Annotated in this window: 18 protein-coding genes and 2 pseudogenes; 9 read left to right on the forward strand and 11 right to left on the reverse strand. The window is 69.9% G+C overall.

Going from position 1 to position 24,358, the window contains the following annotated elements:
- Window positions 1-3: 3 nt before the first annotated feature.
- On the reverse strand, window positions 4-1,008 hold the full coding sequence (locus COA07_RS06750) for an alpha-ketoacid dehydrogenase subunit beta (RefSeq protein WP_066710525.1): 1,005 nt from the start codon (window positions 1,006-1,008) through the stop codon (window positions 4-6).
- 142 nt (window positions 1,009-1,150) lie between these two features.
- The gene (locus COA07_RS06755) at window positions 1,151-2,431 is read right to left on the reverse strand and encodes a 3-methyl-2-oxobutanoate dehydrogenase (2-methylpropanoyl-transferring) subunit alpha (RefSeq protein WP_245842046.1); all 1,281 of its coding nucleotides are present in this window, start codon (window positions 2,429-2,431) and stop codon (window positions 1,151-1,153) included.
- Between the two features lie 230 nt (window positions 2,432-2,661).
- Between COA07_RS06755 and COA07_RS06760 the strand changes: the two genes are divergently transcribed.
- Both COA07_RS06760 and COA07_RS06765 read left to right on the forward strand, forming a co-directional pair.
- Complete coding sequence (locus COA07_RS06760) at window positions 2,662-3,411, forward strand: ImuA family protein (protein WP_211280947.1); 750 nt, start codon at window positions 2,662-2,664, stop codon at window positions 3,409-3,411.
- Window positions 3,326-5,623, forward strand: a complete 2,298-nt coding sequence (locus COA07_RS06765) for a Y-family DNA polymerase (RefSeq protein ID WP_245842047.1) — start codon at window positions 3,326-3,328, stop codon at window positions 5,621-5,623. The genes COA07_RS06760 and COA07_RS06765 overlap by 86 nt, the downstream gene beginning before the upstream one ends.
- On the opposite strand, the gene COA07_RS06770 is transcribed toward COA07_RS06765, so the two are convergent.
- Entirely contained in the window at window positions 5,620-6,033 is a 414-nt protein-coding gene (locus tag COA07_RS06770) for a type II toxin-antitoxin system VapC family toxin (protein ID WP_066711786.1), read from the reverse strand. The two genes, COA07_RS06765 and COA07_RS06770, sit on opposite strands and share 4 nt — an antisense overlap.
- A complete protein-coding gene (locus COA07_RS06775; protein ID WP_066711787.1) occupies window positions 6,030-6,311 on the reverse strand; it encodes a type II toxin-antitoxin system Phd/YefM family antitoxin in 282 nt (93 codons plus the stop codon). Before COA07_RS06775 ends, COA07_RS06770 begins: the two co-directional genes overlap by 4 nt.
- A 51-nt stretch (window positions 6,312-6,362) precedes the next feature.
- Between COA07_RS06775 and COA07_RS06780 the strand changes: the two genes are divergently transcribed.
- On the forward strand, window positions 6,363-9,635 hold the full coding sequence (locus tag COA07_RS06780) for an error-prone DNA polymerase (protein WP_066711788.1): 3,273 nt from the start codon (window positions 6,363-6,365) through the stop codon (window positions 9,633-9,635).
- A gap of 75 nt (window positions 9,636-9,710) precedes the next feature.
- On the opposite strand, the gene COA07_RS06785 is transcribed toward COA07_RS06780, so the two are convergent.
- Window positions 9,711-10,154, reverse strand: a complete 444-nt coding sequence (locus tag COA07_RS06785; RefSeq protein WP_083956933.1) for a winged helix-turn-helix transcriptional regulator — start codon at window positions 10,152-10,154, stop codon at window positions 9,711-9,713.
- 53 nt (window positions 10,155-10,207) lie between these two features.
- Between COA07_RS06785 and COA07_RS06790 the strand changes: the two genes are divergently transcribed.
- Entirely contained in the window at window positions 10,208-10,816 is a 609-nt protein-coding gene (locus COA07_RS06790; RefSeq protein WP_066711789.1) for an NAD(P)-dependent oxidoreductase, read from the forward strand.
- Window positions 10,817-10,835: 19 nt separating this feature from the next.
- Here the strand turns inward: COA07_RS06790 and treF are convergent, their stop codons facing one another.
- The 3 genes from treF to COA07_RS06805 all read right to left on the reverse strand — a co-directional run bounded on the left by treF (window position 10,836) and on the right by COA07_RS06805 (window position 15,476).
- Window positions 10,836-12,380, reverse strand: coding sequence for an alpha,alpha-trehalase TreF (gene treF / locus COA07_RS06795; protein ID WP_096640657.1), 1,545 nt, complete (start codon window positions 12,378-12,380; stop codon window positions 10,836-10,838).
- A 2-nt stretch (window positions 12,381-12,382) separates the two neighbouring features.
- The gene (locus tag COA07_RS06800) at window positions 12,383-13,384 is read right to left on the reverse strand and encodes a fumarylacetoacetate hydrolase family protein (protein ID WP_066711311.1); all 1,002 of its coding nucleotides are present in this window, start codon (window positions 13,382-13,384) and stop codon (window positions 12,383-12,385) included.
- An 82-nt stretch (window positions 13,385-13,466) separates the two neighbouring features.
- The gene (locus COA07_RS06805; RefSeq protein WP_169803533.1) at window positions 13,467-15,476 is read right to left on the reverse strand and encodes an energy transducer TonB; all 2,010 of its coding nucleotides are present in this window, start codon (window positions 15,474-15,476) and stop codon (window positions 13,467-13,469) included.
- Between COA07_RS06805 and COA07_RS18230 the strand changes: the two genes are divergently transcribed.
- The 3 genes from COA07_RS18230 to COA07_RS06815 all read left to right on the forward strand — a co-directional run bounded on the left by COA07_RS18230 (window position 15,475) and on the right by COA07_RS06815 (window position 18,635).
- On the forward strand, window positions 15,475-15,963 hold the full coding sequence (locus COA07_RS18230; protein WP_169924223.1) for a TlpA family protein disulfide reductase: 489 nt from the start codon (window positions 15,475-15,477) through the stop codon (window positions 15,961-15,963). The genes COA07_RS06805 and COA07_RS18230 overlap by 2 nt on opposite strands.
- A gap of 71 nt (window positions 15,964-16,034) precedes the next feature.
- The gene (locus COA07_RS06810) at window positions 16,035-17,189 is read left to right on the forward strand and encodes an acyl-CoA dehydrogenase family protein (RefSeq protein WP_066711314.1); all 1,155 of its coding nucleotides are present in this window, start codon (window positions 16,035-16,037) and stop codon (window positions 17,187-17,189) included.
- A 141-nt stretch (window positions 17,190-17,330) separates the two neighbouring features.
- Window positions 17,331-18,635 carry a methyl-accepting chemotaxis protein gene (locus tag COA07_RS06815; RefSeq protein WP_066711315.1) on the forward strand — a complete coding sequence of 435 codons (1,305 nt, stop codon included), beginning with the start codon at window positions 17,331-17,333 and terminating at the stop codon, window positions 18,633-18,635.
- Window positions 18,636-18,639: 4 nt separating this feature from the next.
- On the opposite strand, the pseudogene COA07_RS06820 reads toward COA07_RS06815, so the two are convergent.
- Window positions 18,640-20,346: pseudogene (locus tag COA07_RS06820) on the reverse strand (ATP-binding protein); the annotation flags it as partial.
- Window positions 20,347-20,451: 105 nt separating this feature from the next.
- Window positions 20,452-20,757: pseudogene (locus tag COA07_RS18805) on the reverse strand (PAS domain-containing protein); the annotation flags it as partial.
- A gap of 270 nt (window positions 20,758-21,027) precedes the next feature.
- On the opposite strand from COA07_RS18805, the gene COA07_RS06825 reads away from it, so the two are divergent.
- On the forward strand, window positions 21,028-22,446 hold the full coding sequence (locus COA07_RS06825) for a DEAD/DEAH box helicase (RefSeq protein ID WP_096640723.1): 1,419 nt from the start codon (window positions 21,028-21,030) through the stop codon (window positions 22,444-22,446).
- Window positions 22,447-22,575: 129 nt separating this feature from the next.
- Here COA07_RS06825 and COA07_RS06830 read toward each other — a convergent pair whose 3' ends face one another.
- Complete coding sequence (locus COA07_RS06830; RefSeq protein ID WP_373853927.1) at window positions 22,576-23,256, reverse strand: hypothetical protein; 681 nt, start codon at window positions 23,254-23,256, stop codon at window positions 22,576-22,578.
- 106 nt (window positions 23,257-23,362) lie between these two features.
- On the opposite strand from COA07_RS06830, the gene ispH reads away from it, so the two are divergent.
- Window positions 23,363-24,331, forward strand: a complete 969-nt coding sequence (ispH, locus tag COA07_RS06835) for a 4-hydroxy-3-methylbut-2-enyl diphosphate reductase (RefSeq protein ID WP_066712394.1) — start codon at window positions 23,363-23,365, stop codon at window positions 24,329-24,331.
- Window positions 24,332-24,358: the final 27 nt, after the last annotated feature.

Below are 24,358 nucleotides of genomic sequence, written 5' to 3' on the forward strand. Positions count from 1 at the left end.
GCCTTAGTCCTTCAGAATCTTCTTGAGCGCCTGGCCGATCCGCACCGGTCCGGGGAAATAGGCCCATTCCAGGCTGTGCGGATAGGGCGTGTCGAACCCGGTGACGCGCTCCACCGGCGCCTCCAGGTGATAGAAGCACCGCTCCTGCACCAACGCCGCCAGTTCCGCGCCGAAGCCGCTGGTGCGCGTCGCCTCATGCACGATCATGCAGCGCCCGGTCTTCTTCACGCTCGCCTCGATCGTCTCGATGTCGAGGGGCACGAGCGTGCGCAGGTCGACGATCTCGGCGTCCACCCCGGTGTCGGCGACGACCTGCGCGCAGACATGCACCATCGTGCCGTAGGCGAGCATCGTCACCGCCTCGCCTTCGCGGACCACGTTCGCCTTGCCCAGCGGGATCTTGTAATAGCCCTCCGGCACCGCGCCGCCGGGATGCTTCGACCAGTTTTCCGCCGGCCGGTCCCAATGGCCGTTGAACGGGCCGTTGTAGATGCGCTTGGGTTCGAAGAAGATCACCGGATCATTGTCCTCGATCGCGGCGATCAGCAGCCCCTTGGCGTCGTACGGCGTCGAGGGGATCACGGTCTTCACGCCGGAGACGTGGGTGAAGATGCCCTCCGGCGACTGCGAATGCGTCTGCCCGCCGAAGATGCCGCCGCCGAACGGCGATCGCACCGTCAGCGGCGCGGTGAACTCGCCCCCCGACCGATAGCGCAGCCGCGCCGCCTCACTGACCAGCTGGTCGAGCGCGGGGTAGATGTAGTCGGCGAACTGGATTTCCGGCACCGGGCGCAGGCCATAGGCGCCCATGCCGACCGCGACGCCGATGATCCCGCATTCGGTGATCGGCGTGTCGAACACGCGGGTCTTGCCGTATTTCTTCTGCAACCCCGCGGTCGCGCGGAAGACGCCGCCGAAATAGCCGACGTCCTCCCCCATGACGACGATCGACGGGTCGCGCGCCATGGTCACGTCCATCGCGGAGTTGATCGCCTGGATCATGTTCATGCGGGTGGTGGTGTCGTCCACCGGCTGTTCGATCGTGTCGGTCAAAGCAACGTCATCCCAGCGAAAGCTGGGATCTCCCTGTTACGAAGCGCGCCCTTGCGGCGCGAGACCCCAGCCTTCGCTGGGGTGACGGATGCCATCGTCACTTGCGCGCCCATGGCCGGCCGCTCGCGGTTTCCTCGTCCAGCATCTGCTGGCGCTGTTCGCGCAGGTGCCAGGGCATCTCCTCGAACACGCCGTCGAACAGCGTGTCGAGCGGCTGGTGCAGGCCGTGGCCCAGGATGCCGTTCTTCTCGGCGTCCTTCTGCGCGGTCTTCACCGCCTCCGCGACCTCGCGGTCCATCGCCGCCTGGCGGTCCTCGTCCCATTCGCCGATCGCGATCAGGTGATCCTTCAGCCGCCGGATCGGGTCGCCGAGCGGCCAGGCGGTCGGTTCCCCAGCGGAGCGATATTGCGTCGGGTCGTCCGAGGTCGAATGGCCTTCCGCGCGATAGGTGAAATGCTCGATCAGCGTCGGCCCGGCATTGGTGCGCGCGCGCTCCGCGGCCCAGGCGGTCGCGGCATAGACCGCCAGCGCGTCGTTGCCGTCCACGCGCAGCCCGGCGATCCCGTAGCCGATCGCGCGCGCGGCGAAGGTCGTCGCCTCCGCCCCCGCAAAGCCCGAGAAGCTGCTGATCGCCCACTGATTGTTGACGACGTTGAAGATCACCGGCGCGCGGTAGACGGTGGCGAAGGTCAGCGCGGAATGGAAGTCGCCCTCCGCCGTCGAACCTTCCCCGCACCACGTCGCGGCGATCCGCGTATCGCCCTTCGACGCACTCGCCATCGCCCAGCCGACTGCCTGCGGATATTGCGTCGTCAGGTTGCCGGAGATCGAGAAGAAGCCGAAGCGCTTTTCCGAATACATGATCGGCAGCTGCTTGCCCTGCAGCTTGTCGCCGGTGTTCGAATAGATCTGGTTCATCATGTCGACCAGCGGGCAGCCGCGCGCGATCAGCAGCCCCTGCTGGCGATACGACGGGAAGCACATGTCCTCGTCGTCCAGCGCGTGCGCGGCGGCGACGGCCACCGCCTCCTCGCCCAGCGACTTCATGTAGAAGCTGGTCTTGCCCTGCCGCTGCGCGCGGAACATCCGTTCGTCGAACGCGCGCACCATCGCCATGTCGCGCAGCATCCGGCGCAGGCGATCGGGCGACAGCTGCGGGTTCCACGGGCCGACGGCCTGCGCGTCCTCGTCCAGCACGCGCACCATCGTATAGGCCAGGTCGGTGAAGTCCTGCGCCGGAGCCAGCGTGTCGGGGCGGCGCACCGATCCGGCGGCGGGCACCGCGACCTCCGCGAAGTCCACCGCATCGCCCGGGCGGAACTTCGGTTCCGGCACGTGCAGCGACAACGGCTTCAGGTTGCTCAGCGCGTCAACCACGTCACTCTCCTCGGGCATCGCCACCCCGCCGGGCGTGCGACCACTAGTATCATTTGCTTGTAATTATATTTCACGCGAAGCGAAAGAGGGTCGCGTGGCCTTTTGGCGACAGGAAATGCCGCGGAGGCGCCATCGCGCGTCCGAAAACTTCATCGCATCAGCGGATTGACTCGACTCGGATTGAGAGAACAAAATAGGAACGATTGTCCCCCTTGGGAGTCGTGCCACCCGTGACCTGTCCGAGCGTCCTTGAATCCCTGCGCGCCACGCTCCGCGCCATCGAAGGCGACGGCCATCGCCGCCGCCCGGTGCTGCCGTTCGGTGCCGAGGCGATCGATTCGCGGCTCGCGGACGGCGGGTTGCGGCTGGATGCGCTGCACGAGGTCGCCGCCGCCACTCCGGGGATGGGCGACGATGCCTCCGCCACGCTGTTCCTGGCCGGGATCGCTGCGCGCGCCTGGGGGCCGGTACTGTGGGTGGTGCGCCGCCGCGACCTGTTCGCCCCCGGCCTCTACCAGTCGGGCCTCTCGCCCGAGCGCGTCCTCTATGCCGAGGCGGCCGACGATGCCGAGGTGCTGGCGCTGATGGAGGAAGGGTTGCGCCACCGCGCGCTGGGCGCGGTAATCGGCGAGACGCGCCGCGCCGCGATGGCCTCGACCCGCCGGCTGCAACTGGCGGCCGAGGGCGGGCGGACGATCGCGCTGCTGATGAAGCGGCACGCGCGTGAGGATGCCGATCCCTTCGCCGTCCCGTCCGCCGCGGTCACCCGCTGGCGCATCGCCTCGGCCCCGTCCGCGCCCTTGCCGGTCGCCGGGATCGGGCGCGCGCGCTGGGACGTCGCGCTGGCGCGGCAACGCGGCGGCGAACCTTTTCACCTGATTGTGGAGGCATGCGATGAAACGGGTCGCATCGCTCTACCTGCCCGACTGGTCGATCGACCGGCTGCGGCGGGCGGAGCCGTCGCTCGCGCCGCCGCCTGAGCGCGTGGCACTCGGCGTGCCGGTGCCGGACTGGGCCGCGATCAAGGCGGCGAGCGATGCCGAACAGGGCGGCAAGCAATGCGACGCGCCGCGCAACAGCGGCTGGCGTCCCGGCGCGAAATGGGCGCGGGAGGAAAGCGGCGTGTGGGGCGGCGAAACCCGCGCCGACGTCGCGCGCCGCATCGCCGCCTTGCCAGCGCACCAGCGCCCGCCGATGCGCGAGATGGGCCGCCGCAGCGAAGCCGCCGACCATCCGTACAAGCGGCTGCCCGGCGACGACGGGGGCAAGGCAAGCGGCTGGCCCGAGCCAGCCGGGGTGCCGGTGCGCGCTGCCGGCCAGGGGATGCGCACGCCGGCGCCCGATCCGCTGCCCGGCCCCCGCTCCCACCTTCGTCATCCCGGCGAAGGCCGGGATCTTTCGCGGCAAGAGGACGGCGCCCGCCACGCAGAGACCCCGGCCTGCGCCGGGGCGACCAACATCCCCCTCGCCGCCTGGCGCGCGATGCCGGCGATCCGCTACCCCGGCGACGGCCCGCATCCCGACAAGCTCGCCGCCAAGGAGCGCCGCTGCGGCTCGAACGACGCCGGGGCGACGGTGAAGGAGGTCGCCGCCTTCTTCGACACCGGGCGCAGCACCGCCGATACGGTCGCGCGGGTCTGCCCGCCCGACCACGTCCCCGCGCCGCACGCGGCCGGCGATGGCGCCGCGCCGCTCGTCACCGTGCACAAGATCGGCAGCCGGGTGGAGATCGCCGCCGCCTCCCCCGCGGCGCGCGCGCTGGGGATCGCGCCGGGCATGGCGCTGACGCAGGTGCGCGCCGCCACGCCGGACGTGGTGGTGCGCGATGCCGATCCCGACGGCGACGCACGCGACCTCCACCGGCTGGCGGTCGCGCTGGCGCGGCGCTGGACCCCGGTGGTGGCGGTCGCAGATGCGCAGTCGCTGTTCCTCGACATGACCGGCGTCGCGCATCTGCACGGCGGGGAAGCGCGGATGGCGCGGCGGATCGTCCGGCTGCTGGCACGGCTGGGCATCGCCGCGCGGATCGCCGTGGCCGACACGACCGGCGCCGCCTGGGCCTGCGCGCATCACGCGCGGCCCGGCGCCGGCGGGGTGACGATCCTGCCGCCCGGCGAGACGATGGCGGCGATCGCGCCGCTGCCCGCCGCCGCGCTGCGCGTGGAGGACCATGCACTCGAATTGCTGCGGCGGCTGGGGGTGGAGACGGTCGGGCAATTGGCGGCGCTGCCGCGCGCGCCGCTGGTGCGCCGCTTCGGGCGGCAGGTGGCCGACCGGCTCGACCAGGCGAGCGGGCGCGTCGCCGAGCCGCTGGCCCCGGTCGTGCCCCCCACCGCGATCGTCGTGGAGCAACGCTTCGCCGAACCACTGCTGACCGCCGAGCCGATCGCGCACTGGATCGCCCGGCTGGTCGCGCGGCTGTGCGACGAACTGGCGCGCGCCGGTCGCGGCGCGCGATCGGTGGTGCTGGCGGCGACGCGCGTCGATGCCGCGGTGCAGCTGGTCCGCGTCGGACTGGCGCGCCCGACCCGCGCGCCCGACCATCTGCTGCGGCTGCTGGTGCGCCGGATCGACCGGCTCGATCCCGGTTTCGGGATCGAGACGCTGGCGCTCCACGTCCAGCGCGCCGATCCGCTGGGCGCGCAGGCGTTCGACGGCGATCTGGCGGCGGGCGATCGCCCCGATCTGGCGCCGCTGGTCGATGCGATCGTCAACCGCATCGGCGCGCGCCGGCTATGGCGCGTGCGCGCGGTGGAAAGCGACGTGCCCGAACGGTCGGTGGGGACCGCCGCGCCGCTCGACCTGGCCACGCGCGCGGCAAGCGCACCGGCGCGCGACGATGTGCGCCGGCTCGACCGGCGTGGGCGCGACCACCCCTGGCATCCGCGCTGGCCGCGCCCCGCGCGCCTGCTGCGCCGGCCCGAACCGGTCGACAATGTCATCGCCGGCTTGCCCGACCAGCCGCCGCGCCGCTTCACCTGGCGCGGCATGACGCATCGCATCGTGCGCGGCGACGGGCCGGAACGGATCAACGGCGAATGGTGGCGCCGCGCCGCCGAACGCGACGCAGTGCGCGACTATTACCAGGTGGAGGACGAAGACGGCCACCGCTTCTGGCTGTTCCGCCGCGGCGACGCCGAACGCATCGAAACGGGCGACCTGTCATGGTACATGCACGGCACCTTCGGCTAACGCCGCGCGTCGACCGCACCGACATGCCCGGCGGCGGCATAGGCGAGGATCTTCTCGTCGGCGCTCAGGATCGGCAGGTGCAGGCCGCGTGCCGTGGCGATGACGATCCTGTCGCCGGGATCACCATGAAGGCTACCCGGCAGCAGCCCGGCATCGATCGCCATTGCGACCTCCAGCGGCGCCATCCGAAAGCCCGGGCTGCCCAGAATCGCGCCGAACCAGGCGTCGACAGGCAGGCCCAGCGACACGCGATCCTTGTCGACCAGCATCGCGATTTCCCATGGGACGATGGCGGGAATGTACAGGCCGTCGACACTGCGGGATTCCTCGATGATGGCCCTTGCCGTCGCGCCGAGCCGCCGGTCGCCCTGGACCAGCCACACCAAAACGTGCGTATCGAGGACGATCATCGCGACCGGTACAATCCTTCCGGATTGTTCGCGTCCCACTCCTCCGGTTCCGCCGCCGGACTGAAGGGATCGTCGAAGCGATATTGCGGATGGCGCAACATCCCGAACGCCGACGCCAGCGGGGCTTGCGCCGCGCCCTGCCCGGCCCCCTTCGCGGTCAACGTCAGCGACGGTTTCCCGCGCCTCGTGATCGTCAGCGGTTCGCCGCTGCGCTCCATTTCGTTGAGCAGCGCGATGCACTTCGCCTTGAACTCGGTGATGCCGACGATCTTGCCCATGCGCGCCTCCAACCGACCATTCGATATAGTCGTTTCGCGCCGGGGCCGCCAGTGACGTACAGCGAACTGCAGGTCACCACCCATTATTCCTTCCTGCGCGGCGCGTCGTCGTGCGAGGAGCTGTTCGCCACCGCCGCGCTGATGGGGATGCCCGCGCTGGGGATCGTCGACCGCAATTCGGTGGCCGGCGTCGTCCGCGCGCTCTACGCCAGCGAACAGGTGGCCCGGGACGGCGGCGGCGCGGTGCGCGCGCTGCCCGGCTGCCGGCTCGATCTGGTCGACGGCACGTCGCTGCTGGTCTGGCCACAGGACGCGGCGGCATGGAGCCGGCTGACGCGGCTGTTGTCGCTGGGCAAGAACCGCGCGGATGCGCAGCACGGCGAAAAGGGGCGCTGCTTCCTCCACTGGGACGATGTCGCCGCGCATGCCGATGGCCTCGTCGCCGCGCTGGTACCGGGGGAAGATGATGTGCGCGCGCTACGCTGGATGGCGGAGCTGTTCCCCGATCGCGGGCACGTTTGCCTGACGCACCGCCGCCGCCCGGGGGAGGCGCTGCGCCTGCACGAAACGGCGCTGGCGGCGCGCGCGCACGGCCTTGTCCCGCTCGCTACCGGCGATGTCCTCTATCATCATCCCGACCGGCGGCGATTGCAGGACGTCGTCACCGCGATCCGCGAGAAATGCACGATCGACGACCTGGGCCTGCGCCGCGAGCGGCATGCCGACCGCCACCTGAAGCCGCCCGCCGACATGGCGCGGCTGTTCCGTCACCATCCCGATGCGCTGGCGGCGGTGGAGGCGATCGTCGAACGCTGCACCTTCTCGCTGCGCGACCTGACCTATCATTACCCGGACGAGGAGGTGATCCCCGGCAAAACCGCGCAGGACGCGCTGGCGGCGCTGGCGTGGAACGGCCTGCGCCAGCGGTTCGGCGCGCATCCGCCGGCGGCCTATGTCGACATGTTGAACCACGAGCTGCGGCTGGTCGCGAAGATGGATTATGCCCCCTATTTCCTGACCGTGAACTCGATCGTGCAGTTCGCGCGCAGCCAGGAGATATTGTGCCAGGGCCGCGGATCGGCGGCCAATTCGGTGATCTGCTTCGCGCTGGGCATCACCTCGATCGACCCGGTCAAGCACCAGCTGCTGTTCGAACGCTTCGTATCGGAGGAGCGGCGCGAGCCGCCCGATATCGACGTCGATTTCGAGCATGAACGGCGCGAGGAGGTGATCCAGTTCATCTACGACCATTACGGCCGCGATCATGCCGCGCTGACCGCGGTGGTCAGCCGGTTCCGCACCCGCGGCGCGATCCGCGAGGTGGGCAAGGCGCTGGGCCTGCCGGAGGACATGACCGGCGCGCTCGCCAGCCAGGTATGGGGCTGGTCGAACGAGGGCGTGCCGACCGAGCATGTCGCCGCGCTCAACCTCGACGCCGGCGAACCGCGCCTTGCGCTCGCGCTCGAACTGGCGCGCGAGCTGATCGGCACCCCGCGCCATCTGTCGCAGCACCCCGGCGGCTTCGTGCTGACCCGCGCGCCGCTCCACGACCTCGTGCCCATCGAACCGGCCGCGATGGAGCAGCGACACGTCATCGAATGGGAAAAGGACGATATCGAGCAGCTGGGCTTCATGAAGGTCGATATCCTGGGCCTGGGGATGCTGGGCTGCATGCGCCGCGCGTTCGATCTGCTGGAAGCGCACAAGGGCGTCCGCATGACGATGGCCAGCCCGGTGATGCAGGAGGACGACCCGGCCACCTATGCGATGATGCAGCGCGCCGACACATTGGGCGTGTTCCAGATCGAGAGCCGCGCGCAGATGAGCATGTTGCCGCGGATGAAGCCGCGCGAATTCTACGACATCGCGATCCAGGTCGCGATCGTCCGCCCCGGCCCGATCCAGGGCAACATGGTCCACCCCTATCTGAAACGGCGCGAGGGCAAGGAGGCGGTGGAATATCCCAGCGAAAAGCTGCGCACGGTGTTGCAGAAGACGCTGGGCGTGCCGCTGTTCCAGGAACAGGCGATGCAGGTCGCTGTGCTGGGTGCGGGCTTCACCCCCGGAGAGGCGGACCAGCTGCGCCGCGCGATGGCGACGTTCAAGCTGACCGGCGGCGTCACGCCGTTCCGCGAGCGGCTGATCGCCGGGATGCGCGCCAACGACATATCGGAGACGTTCGCCGAACGGCTGGTACAGCAGATCGAGGGGTTCGGCAGCTACGGCTTTCCCGAAAGCCACGCCGCCAGCTTCGCGAAGATCGCCTATGCCTCGTCATGGATGAAATGCCACCATCCCGACGTGTTCTGCGCGGCGCTGCTCAACGCCCAGCCGATGGGCTTCTACGCCCCGGCGCAGATCGTGCGCGACGCGCGCGAACATGGCGTGGTGATCCATCCGGTCTGCGTATTGGCCAGCGAATGGGATACGTCGCTGGTCGATGAGGAACGGGGCGCGGACGGTCGCCACCCGCTACGACTGGGGCTGCGTATCGTCACCGGCCTGTCGGGGGCGGATGCGGGACGGATCCTGACCGCGCGGGCGCGGGCGCGCTTCACCTCGGTGGAGGATATCTGGCGCCGCTCCGGCGTGCCGCTCGCCACGCTGGAGAAGCTGGCGCGCGCCGATGCCTTCCACGCGCTGGGGCTGGACCGGCGGCAGGCGCTATGGGCGATCCGCGGGCTGGGCGAGGCGCCGCTGCCGCTGCTCGCCGCGGTCGAACGGCGCGAGGAGCCGGTGACGCTCGCGCGGTTGACCGGTGGGCGCGAGGTGGTGGAGGATTATCGCGCCACGCAATTGTCGCTGCGCGCGCATCCCCTGTCGTTCCTTCGCGCCGGGCTGTCGGAACGGCGGATCGTGCGGTGCGCCGATCTGGCCGCGCACGACGGCAAATGGGTGGAGGTCGCCGGGATCATCCTGGTGCGCCAGCGCCCCGGTTCGGCCAAGGGCGTATTGTTCATCACCATCGAGGACGAAACCGGCGTCGCCAACGGCATCCTGTGGCCCGACCGGTTCGAGGCGCAGCGCCGCACCGTCATGTCCGCCGCGATGGTCAGCCTGAAGGGGCAGGTGCAGAAGGAAGGCGCGGTGATCCACGTCATCGTCGATCGCGTCACCGACCTGACGGACATGCTGCGCGAGGTGGGGGAGATCGACCTCCCCCGCCTGGTCGCGCGCGGCGACGGCGCGACGCATCCCGGCGCCCCCGATCGCGGCGACAAGGGCTACAAGGACAAGCAATGGCGCCCCGCCCCCCGCTCCGACTATCACTTCCGCGACCGGGCGGAAGACGTCATCCCGATCAGGAGCCACGATTTCCATTGATCGCGGCGAACGGACGACGTTTCACCCCGCCGCTGCGTCCCGGCACGACTCCGATCGCGGACCGGACACGCAGCATCATGTCCGGGCTTCGCGTTCCGCCACGCGCGAATCATAGCGCCGCTGCGCCTCCAGCACGTCCTTCATCCGCGTTTCCGCCCAGTCGATCGTCTGCCGCAGCGCCGCGATCAGATCGTCGCCCAGCGCGGTCAGGCGGTAGGACACCGTCACCGGCGCGGTCGGCAACACCTCGCGATGGATCAGTCCGTCACGCTCCAGCGTCCGCAGCGTCTGGCTCAGCATCTTTTGCGAAATACCGCCGATCCGCCGCTTCAGCTCGTTGAAGCGGTGATCGCGCCCGCCCAGCAACGTCAGGATCAGCACGCTCCATTTGTCGCCGACGCGATCGAGCAGCTGGCGCGTCGGGCATTGCGGCGCGAACACATCGCCGCGCGTCCATGCCGGCGGGGCGGAGGTGGTTTCGGCCAGGTGACTCGATGTGGCGAAAGTGCCTTCTTGCATGATCCGGTTTCGATAGCGCACCAGGTTACCGGTGGAAACCATGGAGTAGGCAGATGAAGGTTGCTGTTCTGGGCGCAAGCGGACGCGCGGGCACGGAAATCACTAGGGAACTCGCCGCGCGCGGGCATCTGGTGACGGCGATCGCCCGCAAGCCCGATGCGATTCCCGCCGCGCCGGGCGTCACCGCCACCGCCGGCGATGCATCCGACCCCGCCGCCCTGGCCGGGGTGATAAGCGGGCACGATGCCGTCATCAGCGCGCTTCATTTCGACATCACGGCCGACATGCTGCTTGGCGCAGTGCGCGCGGCCGGGGTGCCGCGCCTGCTGGTGACCGGCGGCGCCGCCAGCCTGGAAGTGGCACCGGGCAGGAAGCTGATCGATTCGCCCGACTTTCCCGACGAATGGCGCGCCTTCGCGATGGGCGGCATCCGCTTTCTGGACGCGCTGCGCCACGAAGCCGCGATCGACTGGACCTTCTTCTCGCCCGCCGCGCTAATCGAGGAAGGTCCGCGGCTCGGCCGCTATCGCACCGACACCGACCGTCTCGTCACCGACGCCGACGGGCAGAGCCGGATCAGCTTCGCCGATTATGCGATCGCGATGGTCGACGAACTGGAACAGCACCGCCACCCCCGCGCGCGCTTCACCGCCGCTTATTGAGGCGGCGGGGCGGGGACCGTCAGCGCGCGAACCGCTCCTGCAAGGCGCGGGTCACGCCGTTGGTCCAGCCGAAGCCGTCCTGCGTCGGATATTCGCCGCCGCCGCCCGGGCGGCTTTCCTCGACGTCATATTTCTCCAGAAGCTTGCCCGAGGCGCGATATTCGCGCTCCACCGTCGCCAGGAAGCGGGTGCCGATCATCCGCGCCACGTCGTCGCGGCCGTATCGCGCCACCCCCTCGACCGCGATCCATTGCAGCGGCGCCCAGCCGTTGGGCCTGTCCCACTGCTGCCCGGTCGCCACCGTCGTGGTGCGCAGCCCGTTGGGCGCCAGCAGCACGCGCGCGATCGTATCGGCGGTGCGTGCGCCGCGATCGGGCGCGGCGACGCCGGTGAACAAGGGATAGGCGGTCGCCGCGGTCACGCCCGCGCGCAGCCGCCCGGCGGCCAGGTCGAAATCGCCGTAGCGCCCCTCGTCCGCGCTCCACAGCCAGCGTTCGATCGCGGCGCGGCGCGTGTCCGCCATCCGGTCGAACTCCCCGGCGCACGCCGCGCGGCCCAGCGCGCGGCACCGCGTTGCGATCGCCCGCTCCATGCCGTACAGCAGGCTGTTGAGATCGACCGGCACGATCCGCGTCGTGTCGATCGTCGCCAGCGTTCGCCCGTCCGCCAGCCAGCGCGACGAAAAGTCCCAGCCGCTTTCCGCCCCGGCGCGCAGGTCGTTGTACCGCTGCCGGTCGCCCGCGCCGGTCTCCACATCCTCGCGCCACGATTCATCGCGCGGGGTGAAGCGCGCGTCGCCATAGCGTTGCAGCGTCGCGCCATCGGGCATCGCCACGCTGCGCTGCGCGGTCCAGAAACGATGTTCGGCGATCAGCGCGTCCAGCCAGCGCGCCTGCGTCGTGCGGTCGACGTCGGGCACCAGCCCCATCATCAGGTACAGGAACGGCGGCTGCGACCGGCTGACGTAATAGCTGCGCGTGCCGTTGGGGACATGGCCGTAGCGCGCGACCAGCGACACGAAATCCTCGATCATGTCGCGCGTCAGGTCGCCGTGGCCGTCCGCCTCCAGGCCCAGCATCGTGAAATAGCTGTCCCAGTAATACATTTCGCGAAACCGCCCGCCCGGCACCACATAGCGGCGCGGCAGCGCCAGCGCGGAGGAACCGGCCGGCGGCACCAGCGGCGGGCGCGTCAACTGCGGCCACAGCGCGCGGATATGGTCGGCCAGCGGCGGGCGCTCGGTGCTGGGCGCGACGGTCGGCGCCTCCGCCGGCACGTCGAAATTGGCGAGCACGAACGCCTTCAGCGCGGCATCGTCGGCGGGCGGCGCGGCGCGATAATCGGCCATGATCGCCGCGGGGTCGCGCCGCGGCACCGCATCGACGAAGGTCTTCCCGTCGGCGAAGACGCGCCGCATCTGCACCGCCTGGAACAGCGCGCCATACAGGTCCGCCGGGGTCGCGGGCGCCGCCAGCGGCGGGGTGGTGACCGCCGGGCGCGCCGCCGGCTGTTCGGCACAGGCCGCCGCGGCCGCCGCCAGCGGCAGCACCTTCCATGCCCGCATCGTCAGGCGACCGTCTGTTCGATGGTGCCGAAGATCGGGTGGTGGCGATCGTCCTCGGCCCAGATGCGGACGGTGTCGCCCTTCTTCAGGAACGGGGTGGTCGCAGTGCCGGTGCGGATCGTCTCGACCGTGCGCACCTCCGCCAGGCAGCAATAGCCGACGCCGCCATCGGCGACCGGGCGCCCCGGCCCGCCATCGGCATCGCGGTTGGACACGGTGCCCGATCCGACGATCGTCCCCGCCCCCAGCGCGCGCGTCTTCGCGGCGTGTGCGATCAGCGTGCCGAAATCGAACGTCATGTCCTCGCCCGCCTCGACCCGGCCCAGCGGCGCGTTGTTCAGGTCGACCATCAGCTTGCGGTGCAGCTTCCCGCCCTGCCACCAGTCGCCCAGTGCGTCGGGCGTCACGAACACGGGTGAGAAGGCCGACGCGGGCTTCGACTGAAAGAAGCCGAAGCCCTTGCCCAGTTCGCCGGGGATCAGGTTGCGCAGCGACACGTCGTTGGTCAGCCCGACCAGCCGCACCGCCGCCAGCGCCTCCTCACGGCTCGCGCCCTGCGGCACGTCGCCGGTGACGACGACCACCTCGGCCTCCATGTCGCAGCCCCACGCCTCGTCCGCGAGCGGTATCGGGTCGCGCGGCGCCAGGAAGCCGTCGGAGCCGCCCTGGTACATCAGCGGGTCGTGCCAGAAGCTGTCGGGCATCTCCGCCCCGCGCGCCTGCCGCACCAGCGCGACATGGTTCACATAGGCCGAGCCGTCCGCCCATTGATAGGCGCGCGGCAGCGGCGCGTCGGCGGCGTGCTCATGGAACCGCTCGCGCGGGATCGCCTCGTTGCGCAGGTCGGTCGCCAGCAGCTGGAGATGCGGCGCGATCCGGTCCCAATCGTCCAGCGCCGCCTGCATCGTGGCGCAGATATGCGAGGCGTCGGCATACCATGCCAGATCGTCGGAGACGACGACGAGCTTCCCGTCGCGCCCGTGCTTGAGACTAGCCAGTTTCATGCGCAACCATCTCCTTTGCCCTCGGCCTAGCGCGATTGGTCGGGACGGAAAAGGGCAAAGGCAGTCCCCGCTGGCGGGCCTGCTAGGGAAGCCGGAAGATCACCTTGTTCCGGTTCGCCGTGCAGGCCAGACTGCCCGCTGGCCGATAGCTGCTGGTGAAGCGCGTCGCCTTGAACATGCCCACAGCAGCCTCATCGAACACGAACGGCGGATAGGCGACGGTCGCGCGGGGCTCCACGGTCGTACCGTCCGCGGCGATATCGAACTCGGCCTGCACCCACCCTTCGAAACCATTCCGCAGCGCCTCCATCGGATAATTCCGCGCGCTGAAACCGCTCCGCCTGACATCGGGCTTGGGCTCGATCATCGCGCATTGTTCCTCGGTCAGCCCGGTGCGATCGAACAGCGCCCTGGCCGCGGGAAGGTCACCCGCCTTCGCCAACTGATTGGCCCGCTGCAACAAGGCGCTGACCTTCAGCGGATGCTGATCGGGCAATCCGGCAAGGTCGATGACACGCTGCGTCAGGACCGGCGCGTCGGCGGGGGGCTTCGATTCCATCGAGATCCGCGGCGCCTGTGCCGCCAGCATCATGACGGTTGCCGCGGTCAGCGGATCGGCCATCGCCACCGGATCGGACAGGATCGCGCGGGTCATCGTCGCTTCCTTGCGACCGTCCTCCTGCAGATGCGCCAGGGTGAGGGCGGCGTAGGTCCGCACCGCAACCGGCGCGTTCGCCCGCCCGGCAACGTCGACCGCCTCCTTCGCCAGCGCATTGCGCTCCGCGTTCGTCACCACGCCGTTGGACGCGAGGGCCAGGAGCGCCGCGAACACGCCTGCATCGTCCCCCGCAGACCGCGCTTTGGCAAGCGCGGCGCGCTCGATCGGGGCGGCCAGCGCCACCGGCCTGTCGCGCCACGCCGTATCGCCCGCACCGCGCGTCGCCAGCCATTCCATCGCCGCATCCTGCAACGGCTGGGTCAAAGGCGGCCGCTCGCTGGCGCGGGTACAGCGCATCTCCACCCGCGTCAGGTAACGGAACAGCGCCGGCACCTTGGCGATCGAATCAGGTTGCCATGACCAGCGCGCCGCCGCCTGTGCGAAGGCCGTCGCGGCGCCGCGCCCCGCCGTGGTGTAGATCGGGGACACGCTCGACACGTGCCCGTCGGTTTCCACCGAGAATTCGACGATCGCCACGTCTTCCGGCTTCAGTCCCGCCGCCCCGCCACAGGGCGCCGACACGAGTTGGTCGGCGCTCTGGAACGGCGAGTTTCCGATGCGGCCCGCTCCCGTATACGACAGGTAAGTGCGGGCGGCATCCATATCGCCTGCCAGCTTCGCCGCTATCGCCAGGTCCGAGCGGGTGGAAATGTCGTTGAACCCCACCGTCGTCGTCAGCCCACCCTGTTCGCGCAACGACGCCTTCAGCTGGTCATAGGCCTCCTTGTTCCTGCCCATGTTCAACAGCGCGCGCGCATACTGCGTCCGCACGGCGGCGATCGTTTCGCGGCGCTCGTCAGCGCCCTTCCTGATGGCCTGGGGATCGGACGATGCCGGCTGCGCCGGCAGATCCAGCGCCAGCCGCAGCGCCTCCCCCGCCGCGGCAACGCCCGCCCCGTCACCGTCGAACATCGTCGCCCGCGACAGCGCCAGCAGATGCCCCGCCCGGCTTCCCCCCGTGGACCTGTCGACCGCTCGCCGATACTCGCGCGCCGCGGCCGGATAGTCGAAGCGCAGCGTGGCGACGTCGCCCAGCGCACGATACGCCCGCGCGACGTCCAGCTCGAATTCGGCGCCCTTCGCCTCCAGCGCCGGCAGTCCGCGGCGGATCGAGGCCTCCCCCGCGTCGGCGGTCGCATCGGCGACCAGGCAGATGCCCTTTCGCACCGCGATGGCGGCACTCGCCAGCGCATTGCCACGGATCTTCGGCTCCTGCTCCAGCGCAGTGTACAGCCGTATCGCCTCCGCACATTTCAGACCGGCCTGTGCCTCGTTCGCCGCATCGAACCGCGCCTGCAAGGTCGCGGCGGGCGGTGTCGCCCCCGCCGCCCCCGCCGCCTGCGCCGCCAGCAGGATCACCAATGCTGCCGTCATGTCCGTTTCCCCCCTTGCCCGCTTTCCCCTGTGCCAGGAACGTTGCATCATCGCTGCGCCCATGTCGATCAGCCTCCCGCCCCTCCGACGGCTCCGAATCCTCGCCGCCTTATCGCTGACCGCCGGCGCCCCGCCGGCCGGTCCGCCACGAACGATCATCCTGTTCGTCGCCGATTGGTGCGCGCCCTGCCATGCCGAGATCGATCGGCTGCCGGAGATCGTCGCCGCCGCGCGGCCGTGGCGCGTTCTGGTCGCGCAGGGCGATGCCGCGCCCGATGACCGCCTGCTCGCCCGCGTGCCTGCCGATCGACGCTGGACACCCCCCGACGGCGCGGCGCGGCGCGCCTTTCTGTCCGCGACCGCCGGGCTACCCTATGCCGTCGCCCTGGATGGCGCGGGCCGCATCTGCGCCGATACCCGCCGCGGATTGAATGGCGCGCGCACCGCCGCCCTCGTCACCGCATGCTCCTCGGCGCCATCGCCATAACAAAAGTTACTTGACCCGCCGCGCGGGGGCCGCATGATAGAGGCAACGAACTATCCGGAGGGGATATCATCATGACGCTCGACACCGTCGCCGGCCGCTTTGCCTATACCGAGGATCACGAGGCGTTCCGCCAGACGGTCCGCAGCTTCCTGGCCAAGGAAGGCGTGCCGCACGTCGACACCTGGGAACGCGAACGGCTGGTGCCCAAGGCGTTCTGGCAGAAGGCCGGGGAGATCGGGATGCTGTGCCCGACCGCACCGGAGGCCTATGGCGGGCTGGGCCTCGATTTCGGCTATAACGCGATCGTCGACGAGGAAATGGCCTATGCCGGCGTCCCCGCCGGCTTCTCGCTCCAGTCCGACATCGTCGCCGGATACATGGAAACCTACGGCTCGGAGGAGCAGAAGGCCGAATGGCTGCCCAAGATGGTGTCGGGCGACGTCATCACCGCCATCGCGATGACCGAACCGGGCACCGGCAGCGACCTGCAGTCGATCCGCACCACCGCGAAGAAGGACGGCAACCACTACGTCATCAACGGGTCGAAGACCTATATCACCAACGGCCAGAACACTGACCTGACGCTGGTAGTCGCCAAGACCGATCCCGATGCGCAGCCGGCGTGGAAGGGCATGTCGATCATCCTGGTCGAAAGCGACCGCGAAGGGTTCAGCAAGGGCCGCAAGCTCGACAAGATCGGGCAGGACGCCGCCGACACGTCCGAGCTGTTCTTCGAGGACGTGCGCGTGCCGATCACCAACTGCCTGGGTGAGGAAGGCATGGGCTTCGTCTATCTGATGAGCCAGCTGCCGCAGGAACGGCTGTCGATCGCGGTCAGTGTGATGGCCTCCTGTCAGAAGGCGTTCGACGACACCGTCGCCTTCGTAAAGGAGCGCAAGGCGTTCAAGGGCGTGGTGTTCGATTTCCAGAACACCAAATTCGTGCTCGCCGATCTGAAGGCGAAGCTGCAGGTCGGCTGGGCGCATCTCGACTGGGCGATCGCCCGCCACCTGAAGGGCGAACTGACCAACGAGGAAGGCGCCGCGGCCAAGTTGTGGCACACCGACCTGCAATGGGAAGTGATGGACAAGTGCCTGCAGCTGCACGGCGGCGCGGGTTACATGAACGAATATCCGATCGCGCGGATGTGGCGCGGTGCGCGCGTCAGCCGCATCTACGGCGGCACGAACGAGATCATGAAGGAAGTGATCGCGCGCAAATTGTGATACCCGTTCCAACGGCGATGCCCGCGCCATCGCGGGCATCGCTGTCATCTGTCCGTCACACCCGGTAAAGTCTGTCTTCACACCATCGGGATACTGCCGTTCCCGCAACGCAAGCGGGATGATCGGTCGATGGGACGCGGGATGGACAGTGACAGGCTGGTCGACCGCGACACCGTGTCGCCCGCCTGGATAACGCATCGCCATGCCCTGCCGGACGATGCGCCGCTGATTGATGCGGTCCATCTGCTGCGCGCGCATCCCACGCTGCGGCTGATCGCGCTCATCGATGCCGACGGCCGGCCGACCGGCGCGTTGCTGGAACGCGACGTTCGCCCGCTGCTGTTCAGCCCGTTCGGCTATGCGCTGTTGTGCAACCGCAGCCTGTCGATCGGCGTGGCGTCGCTGCGGCGCCCCTGCCCGGTGGTGGAGTCAGGCGCGCCGGTATCGCTCGCGCTCGAACAGGTGCGTCGCACCGACGACGGCGGCGAAGGGCTGGTGATGACGTCGCAGGGGCGCTTCGCCGGCGTGGTCGATCAGCAGGCGTTGCTGACGGTTGCGGCCCGGCGCGACAGCGCGATCACCGCCGCCCGCACCGCGCGCGCCGACCGCATCGACCGGCTGTCGGACGAATTCCAGGGCGACGCGCGCGAACTGGTCGCGAAGCTGGCACGCGCCGCCACCACGGTGGAGGAGACGTCGGCGCGGATCGCGGCGCGCGCCGGCGACATCGGCCAGCGCACGATGGAGGTCGCCGGCGCGATCGGACAGGCCGCCACGAGCCTGGGCGGTATCGCCGAACGCGGCCGCGCGCTGACCGGCTCGCTCGACGCGGTCGAACGGCGGATGACCGATGCGCAGCACGCGACCCGCCGCGCGGTGGAGCAGGCCGATCGCAGCGCGACACAGGTCGCCGCACTGGCCGACGCGGCCGAAGCGATCCACACCGTCGTCGCGCTGATCGATTCGATCGCGCAGCAAACGTCGATGCTGGCGCTCAACGCCGCGATCGAGGCGGCGCGCGCGGGCGATGCTGGACGCGGCTTCACCACCGTCGCGGGCGAGGTGAAGGCGCTGGCCGAACAGACCCGCCACGCCGCGGGCGGGATCACCGGCCATGTCGGCCGCATCCGCGAGGCGATCGGCGACGTATCGGACGGGCATGCCGCGGTCGCCGCCGCGGTGGGCGCCGTGGACGCGCTGTCCGCCAGCGTGATGGAGGCGGTGCGCGAACAGGGCGGCGCGGCGCGCGTCATCAGCGACAATGTCGACGATGCCAGCGTGGCCGCAGCGCATATCGAACGCAACATCGCCACGATCCTCGACGGCACGCGCGATGCGGACGGCGACGCGGGCGCGATGCGCGCGCTCGCCGCCGATCTGGCGACGCGCAGCGCGACGATCGACCAGCGGCTGTCGCAATTCCTGGCGGGGCTGTCCGCCGCCTGAGCCGCTATCCCGCCAGCAGCGCGCGCACCTTCGCGGCCAGCGCCTCCATCGCGAACGGCTTCGTCACCAGCGCCATGTTCGGCGCCAGCTGTCCGTTGCCGATCACCGCATTTTCGGCATAGCCGGTGATGAACAGCACCTTCAGACCCGGGATCAGCGCCAGCGCCGCATCCGCCACCTGCCGCCCGTTCATGTCGCCCGGCAGGCCCACGTCGGTGACCAGCAGGTGCGGGCGCGCGCCGGCACGCAGCAGCCGCAGCGCGCTAGCGCCGTCGCCCGCCTCCAGCGTGGTGTAGCCCAGTTCGGACAATATCTCGACCGCCAGCATGCGGATCGTCGGTTCGTCGTCGACGATCATCACGGTCGCGCCGTCCTGCGCGACCGGCGCATCCTCGGCGCGGTGCGCGGCGGCATCCTCCGCGGCGGCGGCGCCGTAATGCCGCGGCAGATAGATGCACAGGGTCGTGCCCTGCCCCGGCTCGCTGTAGATGCGCACCTGCCCGCCCGACTGCCGCGCGAAGCCGTAGATCATCGACAGGCCCAGCCCGGTCCCCTCGCCCAGCGGCTTGGTGGTGTAGAAGGGATCGAACGCGCGCGCCTGCACCTCCGGGCTCATCCCCGTGCCGGTGTCGGTGACGCACAGCGACAGATATTGTCCCGTCGGCAGGTCGCGCGCCGCCGCGACGCGCTCGTCCATCCACTTGTTGGCCGTCTCGATCGTGATCCGCCCGCCGTCGGGCATCGCGTCACGCGCGTTGAGGCACAGGTTGAGCAGCGCGTTTTCCAGCTGGTTGGGATCGACCAGCGCGGGCCACAGCCCCGCCGCGCCGACCACCTCCAGCGAGATCGCCGGGCCGACGGTGCGGCGGATCAGCTCCTCCATCCCCTGGATCAGGCGGTTGACGTCGGTCGGCTTGGGATCCAGCGTCTGGCGCCGCGAAAAGGCCAGCAGCCGGTGGGTCAGCGCCGCCGCCCGCCGCGTCGCGCTCTGCGCCGCGGTGACGTAGCGGTCCAGCTCGCCGACGCGCCCCTGAGCGACGCGCACCTGGATCATCTCCAGCGCCCCCGAAATGCCGGTCAAAAGGTTGTTGAAATCATGCGCCAGCCCGCCCGTCAGCTGGCCGACCGCCTCCATCTTGTGCGCCTGGCGCAGTTGCGCCTCGGCCACCATCAGCTCGGCGGTGCGCGCCTCCACCGCCTGCTCCAACCGCGCGTTGAGCGCGGCCAGTTCATGCTCGGCGCGGCGCCGCTCCACCGCATCGCGAGTCCGTTCCGCCACCTCGCGCACGAACGCCAGCTCCTCGGGCGACCATGGGCGCGGGACGGCGTGGTTCAGATACAGCAGCGCGACGAACCCGCCGCGCTCCGTGATCGGCATGTTGATGAACGACATCGCCGCCAGTTCGCGCAACCCCTCGGCGGTGTCGCGGGTGCGCGAATCCTCACGCACATCCTCGATCGCGACGGTGACGCCGCGCTTCAGATCCTCGATATAGGTCCCGTAATCGCGGAACTGCAGGATCGGGGGCAGCGGCGCGATCCCCTCCGCACAGAAGGCGCGCTCGGTGGTGATCGTCTCGGCGACCGGATCGACGGTGCCGTAGCCGGCGCGGCTGACGTCCAGCACGCGCCCCAGCACCTGCGCCGCCGCCAGCGCCAGATCGCCCGGATCGCCCGGTTCGCGCAAGCGGTCGCCCAGCTCGACAATCGCGGCCAGCCGCAGTTCGCCGCGCTTGCGCGTGTCGATGTCGAAGCTGACGCCCGGAAAGCGCACCGCACGTCCGGCCTCGTCGCACTCGACCCGCCCCTGCGCGGCGAGCCAGCGACTCTGTCCGTCCAGCCCGACGACGCGATATTCCTGTTCGAACACGCCCCCCGACGCGATCGCCGCGTCGATCGCCACGCGCACCCGCTCGCGGTCGTCGGCATGGATACCGTCGAAGAACTCCGCCAGCGGCGCCCCCGCCGCCGCCACATCGGGCGGTACGCCGTACAGCGCCGCGAAGCCCGCATCCGACGTCACCCGATCCGAAAGGATATCCCAGTCCCAGCGTCCGACGCTGGTGGCATCGGCCTGGCGGCGGGACGGCGGGGGCGGCGGCAGGGTCATGGTGTCGGGCATATCTTGCGGATGGTGGGGGACAAGGGCTGAACACGGCAGATACGCGGTGGTTCACGGCGGCAGGCGATCTTTGCGGTCACCTTGACTTTTTGCGTCGCAACATGCACATGGATCGGTATCGAGACGTCGGCAGCGTGATCGGGCCACCGTGCCCAGGCTCCGTTTCGGTCAGTATGTCCACCGGCTTCCCAAGTCACGCGGGGTGTCATCTTCTCCCCGCCACCGGCGCGTCTTAACGCGCCGGGTCGGCGTCGTACAGGATTGTATTTCATGCCTTTTTCCGCTCTCGGCCTTGCCGAGCCGCTTGTCCGCGCGCTCGCCGCGAAGGGCTATAACGAACCCACCCCGATCCAGCGCGACAGCATCCCGACGCTGCTGGAAGGGCGCGACCTCCTGGGCATCGCGCAGACTGGCACGGGCAAGACCGCGGCGTTCGTCCTGCCGTCGATCCAGCAGCTGGTCGCCGCGAACAAGCGCGTCCTGCCCACCCACTGCCGGATGCTGGTGCTGGCGCCGACGCGCGAGCTGGCCAGCCAGATCGCCGACAATGCGCGCGGCTATGCGCAGTTTTCCAAGCTGTCGGTCGCGACCGTGTTCGGCGGGACCAGCATCAACAAGAACCGCACCGACGTGGCGCGCGGCGTCGACATTCTGGTCGCCACGCCCGGCCGGCTGATCGACGTCGTCGAGCAGGGCTATCTGAACCTGTCGATGATCGAGATCCTAGTGCTGGACGAAGCCGACCAGATGCTGGACCTGGGCTTCATCCACGCGCTCAAGAAGATCGTGCGGATGCTGCCGCGCAAGCGCCAGACGCTGTTCTTCTCGGCCACCATGCCGCCGTCGATCCGCCAGCTGGCCGATCAGTTCCTGACCGATCCCGCGACCGTCAGCGTCGTGCCGCAATCGACCACCGCGGAGCGTGTCGACCAGTCGGTGATCTTCTGCAATCAGCAGGAAAAGCAGGCGCTGCTGACCATGCTGGTCAAGGACATGCCGATCGACCGCGCGCTGGTGTTCACCCGCACCAAGCATGGCGCCGACCGCGTCGTGAAGCTGCTGGCGGGCAACGGCATCGCCGCCAGCGCGATCCACGGCAACAAGAGCCAGCCGCAGCGCGAGCGCGCGCTGGCGCTGTTCAAGTCGGGCGAGGTGCCGATCCTGGTCGCCACCGACATCGCCGCGCGCGGCATCGACGTGTCGGGCGTCAGCCACGTGTTCAACTTCGAACTGCCCAACGTGCCGGAACAATACGTCCACCGCATCGGCCGCACCGCGCGCGCCGGGGCGAGCGGCGAGGCGATCGCCTTCTGCGCCGAGGACGAGCGTCCGTACCTCAAGGATATCGAGAAGCTGACCCGCCAGAAGGTGCCGGTCGTCGCGCTGCCGGAAGATTTCCTGCGCCGTGCCGAGGCGATCAAGGCCGAGCGCGTAAAGGCGATCGGCGCCGATCCGGCCCCGCGTGAGGATCGCCCGCGCGGCGCCCGCCCGCCCGCGCGCCCGAAGGCGACGCACCAGCCGCGCGCGACCGGCGGCACGCCGCAGGCACGCGGCCAGCAGGCGCGCGGCGGCGGCAGCGGATCGTCGCAGCCGGGCGAAAGCCGTTACGCCAACGCCAGCCGTCGTCGCCGTGGCGGCCGCGGCCGTGGTGCCGGCGGCAGTGGCGGCGGCGCGCGCCCGACCGCCTGATCCTGTTCGACGCCTCGGTCTAACCCCCTCCGTCATGCCGGAACTCGTCCGGCATGACGGCGTGGGTTTTGCAAAGGTCACGCCTTCGCCGGGGTGACCGAAGGCCGATCGGCCCCGCCCCTGCCCGGCTCAGCGCGTCGCGTTATACTTCAGCTGGTCCGGCGTCAGCTGGAAGCCCACCAGCGCCTCGAACGTGGCGGAGGCGACCGCGGCGCGCACCTCCGGGCTGGCCAGCGGATCGACCGCCGCATCCTCGTCGCCCGCCTTGCGCTTGCGGGTCAGGCGGTCGCGCACCTCCTGCGGCAACGTGGCGAGCGCGCGGCTGACCGCGGTGGTCGCCTCGATCGTGGCGGTGGCGCGACCCTGGCCGGCGTCGAAGTGCAGTTGCACCTGCCCCACCCGCTTGGCGACGACATTGGTGCCGCCGCGCGTGATCGCGATGAAATACGGCAGCGTCACATCGCGCGGCGCGTCGGTGCGGGTGCGCCGGGCATCCACCTGGAAGGTGACGCGGGTGATGACGTCGTCGCCCTGATCGTCGCAGGTCGAGCGCACGTCGCTCATCGCGGCACTGAGGTCCAGCGCCGCCGCATCGCGGCTGGCAGGCGGATCGAACAGGGTCACGTCGCCGGTGCCCGCCGGCACCCCGACCACCGGGCACGCCGAGCGGACCGAGGTGATGCCCACGCCCCCGGTGACGTCGATTTCACCGCTCTTGGCGCAACCGGCGGCGATGAGGAGGACCAGCGGGGCGGCGAGCGAGCGAGCGGTCACGAAAATATCCCGGACTGTTGGGCACGTTGGGCACATACGGTTCGGGGCCGCTCCCCGCCAGACGGCAGGACACGGCCCCGGATCATGCGCCACCATAGGAACCGACTATCGCGGGAGCAAGCATTCGCGTAAGCGCAGGCACATGGCCGAAACCGCAACTGACCGCCGCCCGCTGGAGCTGCTGATCGCCGCGCCGCGCGGCTTCTGCGCCGGGGTGGACCGCGCGATCCGCATCGTCGAACTGGCGATCGAGAAGCACGGCGCCCCCGTCTACGTCCGCCACGAAATTGTCCACAACAAGTTCGTCGTGGATTCGCTAAAGGCGAAGGGCGCGGTGTTCGTCGAGGAACTGGACGAGGTGCCCGATGGCGCGCCGGTGGTCTTTTCCGCGCACGGCGTACCCAAATCGGTCCCCGCCGCGGCGCAGGATCGCGGTCTCGACTATCTCGACGCTACCTGCCCGCTGGTGTCGAAGGTGCATCGCCAGGCCGAACGGCTGGTCGCGATGGGGCGGCATATCGTCTTCATCGGCCATGCCGGCCACCCGGAAGTGATCGGGACGTTCGGCCAGGTGCCCGACGGCGCGATGACGCTGGTGGAAACCGTCGCCGACGTGGAGGTGATGACGGTCACCGATCCCGCCAACCTGGCCTTCCTTACCCAGACGACGCTGTCGGTGGACGATACCGCCGCGGTCGTCGCCGCGCTCCAGGCGCGCTTCCCCGCGATCCAGGCGCCGCGCGGGGAGGATATCTGCTACGCCACCTCCAACCGGCAGGCGGCGGTGAAGGCGATCGCATCGGCCTGCGACGCCGTGCTGGTGATCGGCGCGCCCAATTCGTCCAACTCGCTGCGACTGGTCGAGGTGGCCGAGCGGCAGGGCATCCGCGCCGCGCTGATCCAGCGCGCCGCCGATCTCGACTGGTCGTTCCTCGACGGGGTCGGCACACTGGGGATTACCGCGGGCGCGTCCGCGCCGGAACTGCTGGTGCGCGAGCTGGTCGACCTGCTCGCCACGCGCTTCGCGGTGACCGAGCGCGAGGAGGAGACCACGCGCGAGACCATCTCGTTCAAGCTGCCGCGCGGGCTGGACGCCGCCGAAGCGGCGTGATCCCACGATAAAAGGGGGCCGGCCGAC

The organism is Sphingomonas adhaesiva (genome assembly GCF_002374855.1).
GTDB lineage: Bacteria > Pseudomonadota > Alphaproteobacteria > Sphingomonadales > Sphingomonadaceae > Sphingomonas > Sphingomonas adhaesiva.